This is a genomic window from Halocynthiibacter sp. (genome assembly GCF_049608145.1).
Taxonomy (GTDB): domain Bacteria; phylum Pseudomonadota; class Alphaproteobacteria; order Rhodobacterales; family Rhodobacteraceae; genus Halocynthiibacter.
Window position 1 is genome coordinate 21,933 of record NZ_JBMYXF010000041.1, and the last position, 6,000, is coordinate 27,932.

7 protein-coding genes are annotated in these 6,000 nt (G+C 51.0%); 3 read left to right on the forward strand and 4 right to left on the reverse strand.

Going from position 1 to position 6,000, the window contains the following annotated elements; genetic code table 11:
* Positions 1-40 precede the first annotated feature (40 nt).
* Positions 41-475 (forward strand): CBS domain-containing protein, encoded by a 435-nt coding sequence (locus ACPGUT_RS12000; protein WP_423991691.1) that lies wholly within the window; start codon positions 41-43, stop codon positions 473-475.
* On the opposite strand, the gene ACPGUT_RS12005 is transcribed toward ACPGUT_RS12000, so the two are convergent.
* On the reverse strand, positions 462-1,106 hold the full coding sequence (locus ACPGUT_RS12005; RefSeq protein WP_423991693.1) for a prolyl hydroxylase family protein: 645 nt from the start codon (positions 1,104-1,106) through the stop codon (positions 462-464). The genes ACPGUT_RS12000 and ACPGUT_RS12005 overlap by 14 nt on opposite strands.
* 173 nt (positions 1,107-1,279) lie before the next feature.
* On the opposite strand from ACPGUT_RS12005, the gene coaD reads away from it, so the two are divergent.
* Together coaD and ACPGUT_RS12015 are read left to right on the forward strand one after the other, a co-directional pair.
* Positions 1,280-1,777 carry a pantetheine-phosphate adenylyltransferase gene (gene coaD, locus ACPGUT_RS12010; protein WP_423991695.1) on the forward strand — a complete coding sequence of 166 codons (498 nt, stop codon included), beginning with the start codon at positions 1,280-1,282 and terminating at the stop codon, positions 1,775-1,777.
* Positions 1,778-2,146: 369 nt separating this feature from the next.
* A complete protein-coding gene (locus tag ACPGUT_RS12015) occupies positions 2,147-3,211 on the forward strand; it encodes a Hint domain-containing protein (protein WP_423991697.1) in 1,065 nt (354 codons plus the stop codon).
* 6 nt (positions 3,212-3,217) lie between these two features.
* Here the strand turns inward: ACPGUT_RS12015 and gap (ACPGUT_RS12020) are convergent, their stop codons facing one another.
* The 3 genes from gap (ACPGUT_RS12020) to gap (ACPGUT_RS12030) form a co-directional block, all read right to left on the reverse strand.
* Complete coding sequence (gene gap / locus ACPGUT_RS12020; RefSeq protein WP_423991699.1) at positions 3,218-4,222, reverse strand: type I glyceraldehyde-3-phosphate dehydrogenase; 1,005 nt, start codon at positions 4,220-4,222, stop codon at positions 3,218-3,220.
* Positions 4,223-4,335: 113 nt separating this feature from the next.
* Positions 4,336-4,479, reverse strand: a complete 144-nt coding sequence (locus tag ACPGUT_RS12025; protein WP_423991701.1) for a glyceraldehyde-3-phosphate dehydrogenase — start codon at positions 4,477-4,479, stop codon at positions 4,336-4,338.
* Between the two features lie 176 nt (positions 4,480-4,655).
* Positions 4,656-5,654, reverse strand: coding sequence for a type I glyceraldehyde-3-phosphate dehydrogenase (gene gap / locus ACPGUT_RS12030; protein ID WP_423991703.1), 999 nt, complete (start codon positions 5,652-5,654; stop codon positions 4,656-4,658).
* Between the last annotated feature and the right edge of the window lie 346 nt (positions 5,655-6,000).

Genomic DNA, 6,000 nt, shown 5'->3' on the forward strand with positions numbered 1-6,000 from the left:
GGCCACGCTGAAACTGTATTTCATTCATGAGGAGAACCGTATGCTTGTACAACAGATCCTGAAGGGTAAGTCCGCAGAAGGGGTTGTGACACTGCAACCCGGAGCCAGCGTATCCGACGCCGCAGCACTTCTGTCGGAAAAGAAAATCGGGACAGTTGTGGTTTCTGCAGACGGAAGCAGTGCTGATGGGATTTTGTCTGAACGTGATATCGTGCGTGAACTTGGAAAACGCGGTTCGGGATGCATGGCGGATACGGTCGATGCGCTGATGACGAAGAAACTGGTGACCTGCGCACCGGATGACAATACAGACGCAGTACTGGCCAAAATGACAGAGGGACGTTTTCGCCACATGCCGGTGATTGATCAGGGTCGTATGATTGGCCTGATTTCACTTGGGGATGTCGTGAAAGCACAACTGTCTGAACTTGCTATGGAAAAAGAGGCGCTTCAAGGCATGATCATGGGGCACTAGGTGCCGCATTTTCTTGGGCTGCCCGAAGGGCCTGCATTTCGTCAGGGCGGTGGATCCAGAAACTGGCAATGTATTTGGTTCCGCTTTTAACAGGATGCCCGGCATGCAGGCTGAGCGGATGAGCTGCACTGTCATTCGGGCGTTTGTTGGCCCATAGCACAAGGCTGCCAGCTTTTGGTCTGACAGTTACGTCAATGCGCGGAAAAACTGTTTCGCCTCCTGAGAAGTCATCATTCAGGTAAAGAACAGCGGTAAAGATACGTCCATAGTTTTCGCAATCCGGATTTGTTCCTGAATCTAAGTGGACTTTGTATTCCTGTCCCTGCTCGTATCTTAACAGTGCAGTCGGCTCGCATGCGTCAATTGGATACTGGAAAAGTTCTGTGACCCGTTTCCGGATCGGGCGGAACAGGGTCTGGGATTCGTTGTTATGTATAGCCTGCTCAGCAGATCGATACGTGGTGTCGACCCTATTCACTGCCTTGGTCCCTATTGCTGCGACCTCAAAGTTCAGAGAAGCAATAAGCGTATGCAGATCGTGGATCTCGTCTTGGGTGCAGAAATCATCAATAACCATAAGAAGCGGGTTAATGCTGTGGACATTGATCTGCCCGTATCGTTTAAGATCCATGGGAAGCGCCTTCTGCAATGGGTAAATCCGGGCATAGTGTCTGATGCGATTTCTTCAATGTAAATGACTATTTGTTTCTATAAGTGCATGGTACAGTATTCTGCGCTGCAGAAAATTCTTGCAATCCGGGACGTAATATTGTTGCGTGCCACAAGGAATACAAGGAGCACCCCATGCGCATTGGTCTTTATCCAGGTACATTTGATCCCGTAACCCACGGACATCTTGATATTATTCGCCGCGGCGCGCAACTTGTAGACCGTCTTGTGATCGGCGTTGCAATCAACCGTGATAAAGGGCCAATGTTCTCGCTTGAGGAACGTGTGGCGATGATTGAGGCGGAATGTGCTGTGCTTTCAGCAGAAACCGGTACAGAGATCGTAGCACACCCGTTTGAAAACCTTCTGATCAACTGTGCCCGTGATGTCGGTGCCCAGATCATTGTGCGCGGCCTTCGGGCTGTTGCAGATTTTGAATATGAATATCAGATGGTTGGTATGAACCGTTCCCTTGATTCATCAGTCGAAACGGTCTTCCTTATGGCGGATGCAAAGCACCAGGCGATTGCATCTAAATTGGTGAAAGAAATTGCCCGGCTTGATGGGGATGTCACTAAGTTTGTGCCCCCTGCAGTAAAGGCTGCGCTTTACGAAAAGCTTGGCCGTAACTGAGAAAAATCAAAGATCTTAAAGCCGTTGAAGGCGGGGTTTTGAAACTTTACAACGCTTGAGATCCCGAGATTTCAATAAATGACAGAGTGTCGGCAGGCTTCCTTTCTGATGCTGAGTTCCGAGCTGTGTCGGTGCGTTGGGTCTCTCCATTTTCCGTTCATTTGACTGGCTGGGCAAAGGTCAAAAAAAACAAATTATCTGTATTTAGAATTAAATTCTCAGGTATTTTCCCATACATCACATTTAGTTTATTTGAATTGATTTATCATCATTTCGCCGCCAATTGACAATATTCAGAAAAGATCTAATTACCTGAAATTCCTCAAAATACAATTGAGGGGCGAAACAGGCATAGAAGGCATCACTGAAATGGTGATCTCCGTATCAAATCTGGAAATCAGCAACGCATACCGTCTGAACGGGAATGTGACGATCGACGATGGAGACATCCAAACGGTGAAAAGTGGCCCGGAATCTGTTTTTTTGACGGATACGGATCCCGGAACGCAGATTGGTTTTGGCAAGACTGACCCTGATGATCATCTGCGAATTAATGGTGTGCTGGACACTGATATTCGTGGGAGAGGCGTAAGAGTGATTGAATTCACAGATTCTGCCTCCGGCGCGAAAGCGCAATATACCGTGATTAATATCTTCAACCTGCATGGCGGGGATGCGATGATCATCCCCGTGGATCCGGTTACGCTTGATCTTGATGTAAACAACCCGATCTTTATTGATCCGAAGTTCTTTGATGAAGGGCTTGACCAATTTCGGGTTCTTCGCGAGGAAAGCCATGAACCAAAGATTGTTTGTCTGGCTGGTGGCACTCGTGTTCAAACCGCAATGGGGATGCGGCCGGTTGAGGCCTTGCGCGCGGGGGATCGTGTTCTCACCCGCGACCATGGTTGGCAGATATTACGCTGGGTTGGGGCACAGGTGCTTACCGGGGCTTGGTTGCGGCGGAATCCAAAACTGTTACCGGTGCGCATATCTGCAGGTACTTTGGGTGGCACACTTTCTGCGCCGTTGCCTGCGCGGGACCTTCTGGTTTCCCGGCAACACCGGATGGTGGTGCAGGGGCCTGAGGTGAAGCGGGTGTTTGGAGAGGACGAAGTTATGATCCCGGCGATCAAACTGACACGGTTATCCGGAATTTACGTGGACGAAAATGTCACCGATATCAGTTATCATCATCTGCTGTTTGATCGCCATGAGGTGATCTATGCGGAAGGCGCCCCAACAGAGAGCCTGTATCTTGGACCTCAGGCGAAAAATGCGATGTCAAACGAAGCGCTGGATGAGATCTATACACTGTTTCCCGAACTTGAATTCCAGACGCCAGAACTTGCCCGCTGTCTGGTCGATAAGGGACAGATGGTAAAATCCCTAATGAAAGGCGGGTTATCTCAGCGGTTGGGGCAACCCGCCTGACAGTTGTTACTTCAGGCTTCCCATCAGCGCGGCTGTATCGCACATCCGATTAGAAAATCCCCATTCATTGTCATACCAGGTTAGGATGCGCAACATATTGCCTCCGATGACTTTGGTTTCATCCAGTTGGAAGATGGAAGAATGCGGATCGTGGTTGAAGTCTGTGGACACCAACGGCTTGTCTGTTGCATCAAGGATTGCCTTCATCGGGCCATTTGCAGCTTTGACAATCGCCGCGTTGATTTCCTCAATTGTTGTGTCACGGGCGCAATCCACCGTCAGATCGACACAAGACACATTTGGCGTGGGCACACGAATGGCGACACCGTCTAGGCGGCCTTCCAATTCGGGCAGGATTTTTGTTGCTGCAATCGCGGCACCTGTGGATGTCGGGATCATTGATAGGGCTGCAGCGCGGGCGCGGCGCGGGTCTTTTTTGTGAAGACGGTCAAGGGTTGGCTGGTCCCCTGTATAGCTGTGCACTGTGGTCATAAAGGCTTTGTTAATGCCGACAGTGTCGTTGATGATTTTTGCAACCGGGGCCAGACAATTGGTGGTGCAAGACGCGTTTGAGACAATCTTATCTGAGGCCTGCAAAGTGTCGTGGTTAACGCCGTAGACAACCATTCGATCCGCATCAGATGACGGGGCAGAGATTAGAACTTTGGAGGAACCGTTGCCCAAATGAACAGAGGCCAGTTCGCGCGTTTTAAAGATACCCGTGCATTCCATCACAACGTCGACATCTGACCAGGGCAGATCATCGGGATTGCGCAGGGCTGTCACCCGGATCGGGCCGCGTCCCGCATCAATGCTGTCGCCACTGACTTTGACTTCATGTGGAAAACGTCCGTGAACTGAATCATGTTGCAGCAGTAATGCGTTCATTTCGACATTACCGAGATCGTTGATAGCGACGACTTCAAGATCGGTGCGGCCGGATTCAATGATCGCCCGCAAGACAAGGCGGCCAATCCGGCCAAATCCGTTAATTGCAACTTTTACAGCCATGAGAGGGCCTCCGCTAAAATTGTGTTATCGCTAACATGTGCATTTTCCGGCCTGGGTCAACCACAAAGCGCAAAAGAGCTGGCAGCAACGAAATAGTGATGTAAATCTGTATTCTAGCGCCAGAAGGCCAGCCATTCACGCAAATCATCAAATTTACGCAACAGGAAAAGTGTCGCTTCGCCACCATTAAAAATGCCGTCGAAGATCATGGCAAGGACGGTGATGGTGAAAATGGTAATGGCAGAAGTGTTCGTCACCGGAGTTCCTGAGGCGATTGCAGCGCTGATGTTAGTTTCGCTGTTTCTGCAGAGACATGCAAGACCATCTGCGGTGTATGCTTAACCAGAAATGAGGCTGGCTGCAGGAATAATGTGTCACCGCATATAAAAAGCCCGGCGCGAAGACCGGGCTTTTGAAATTCTGGGAGAGGCGATTACATATTGCCCATTTTCGCAGCAACATCTGCCATGCGCACGGAAAAGCCCCATTCATTGTCGTACCATGCCAGAACGCGCACGGTGCGGCCGCCGATGACTTTGGTTTGATCTGGCGCGAAGATGGAAGAATGTGGCGTGTGGTTGAAGTCGATAGAGACCTTTTTCTCAGGGTCATAGGACATCACGCGGCCCATTGGGCCTTCACAGGCTGCTTTTACGGCTGCGTTCACTTCTTCCACGGTCACGTCGCGGCCCGCTTCGAATGTTAGATCCACTGCGGATACATTCGGGGTTGGCACGCGGATGGCAGAACCGTCCAGACGGCCCTTCATTTCGGGCAGAACCTCGGACAGGGCTTTGGCCGCGCCGGTGGAGGTTGGGATCATCGCCATGGCGGCGGCGCGGGCGCGGTACAGATCGCTGTGACGGCGATCAAGGGTTGGCTGATCACCTGTATAGCTGTGGATCGTGGTCATGATGCCGCGCTCAACACCAATGCTGTCGTTCAACACTTTAACCAGCGGTGCCAGACAGTTGGTGGTGCAAGAGCCGTTGGAAATCATCGTGTCGTCTGCGGTCAGCAGTTCGTCATTCACGCCATAAACGATGGTTTTCTCAACGTTTTTCGCAGGCGCTGAGATCAGAACCTTCTTTGCGCCGCGTTCCAGGTGAACCTTGGCTTTTTCGCCGTCATTGAAGTTGCCAGTACATTCCAGAACCACGTCAACACCGGACCAATCAAGTTCTTCTGGGTTGTAGGTCGAGAACATCTCAATCGGGCCTTGGCCCAGGTCAAGGGTCTTGTCGCCCACGATGATGTCATTTGGGAAACGACCGTGCACGGAATCATAGCGCATCAGGTGCGCGGCTGTTTCCAGTGGCCCAGTTGCGTTGATCTTCACGACCTTCACGTCATCACGTGCGCTTTCGGAAATATGCGCAAGCGTGCAGCGGCCAATTCGGCCAAATCCGTTAATTGCAACAGTGACAGTCATGATTTATCCTTCCAGTGAACAGCAGATATCCGATATGGATTTGGGGGTTCTATATGCCTGTGCCCGGGCAGGTGAAAGAGTTTAGCGCCAACATGTTAGCGTAAACATTCGATGTTTGCGCGAACATCGCGGGAAAGTGGTGAAACCGCTTAGGACGTGCGTGTTTGCCGGTCAAGGCCGTGCGGCTAAGATGGACCCGCATCTTGCATGCGCAGGAAACGGGTCGACAGCGGCAGGGCAGATCTTTTAGGTCGAATGAAAAACCGGAGAACCTAAGATGTCGTCACCGTCACCGTCACTGGATCTGAAATCAATGATATTGCTGCTGAGTCTGGCTGCGGTTTGG

What these genes read in the sequence shown, in the direction of transcription:
- ACPGUT_RS12000 (WP_423991691.1), top strand. Translation starts at nt 41, where the DNA reads ATGCTTGTACAACAGATCCTGAAGGGTAAGTCCGCAGAAGGGGTTGTG.
- ACPGUT_RS12005 (WP_423991693.1), bottom strand. Translation starts at nt 1,106, where the DNA reads ATGGATCTTAAACGATACGGGCAGATCAATGTCCACAGCATTAACCCG.
- coaD (WP_423991695.1), top strand. Translation starts at nt 1,280, where the DNA reads ATGCGCATTGGTCTTTATCCAGGTACATTTGATCCCGTAACCCACGGA.
- ACPGUT_RS12015 (WP_423991697.1), top strand. Translation starts at nt 2,147, where the DNA reads ATGGTGATCTCCGTATCAAATCTGGAAATCAGCAACGCATACCGTCTG.
- gap (WP_423991699.1), bottom strand. Translation starts at nt 4,222, where the DNA reads ATGGCTGTAAAAGTTGCAATTAACGGATTTGGCCGGATTGGCCGCCTT.
- gap (WP_423991703.1), bottom strand. Translation starts at nt 5,654, where the DNA reads ATGACTGTCACTGTTGCAATTAACGGATTTGGCCGAATTGGCCGCTGC.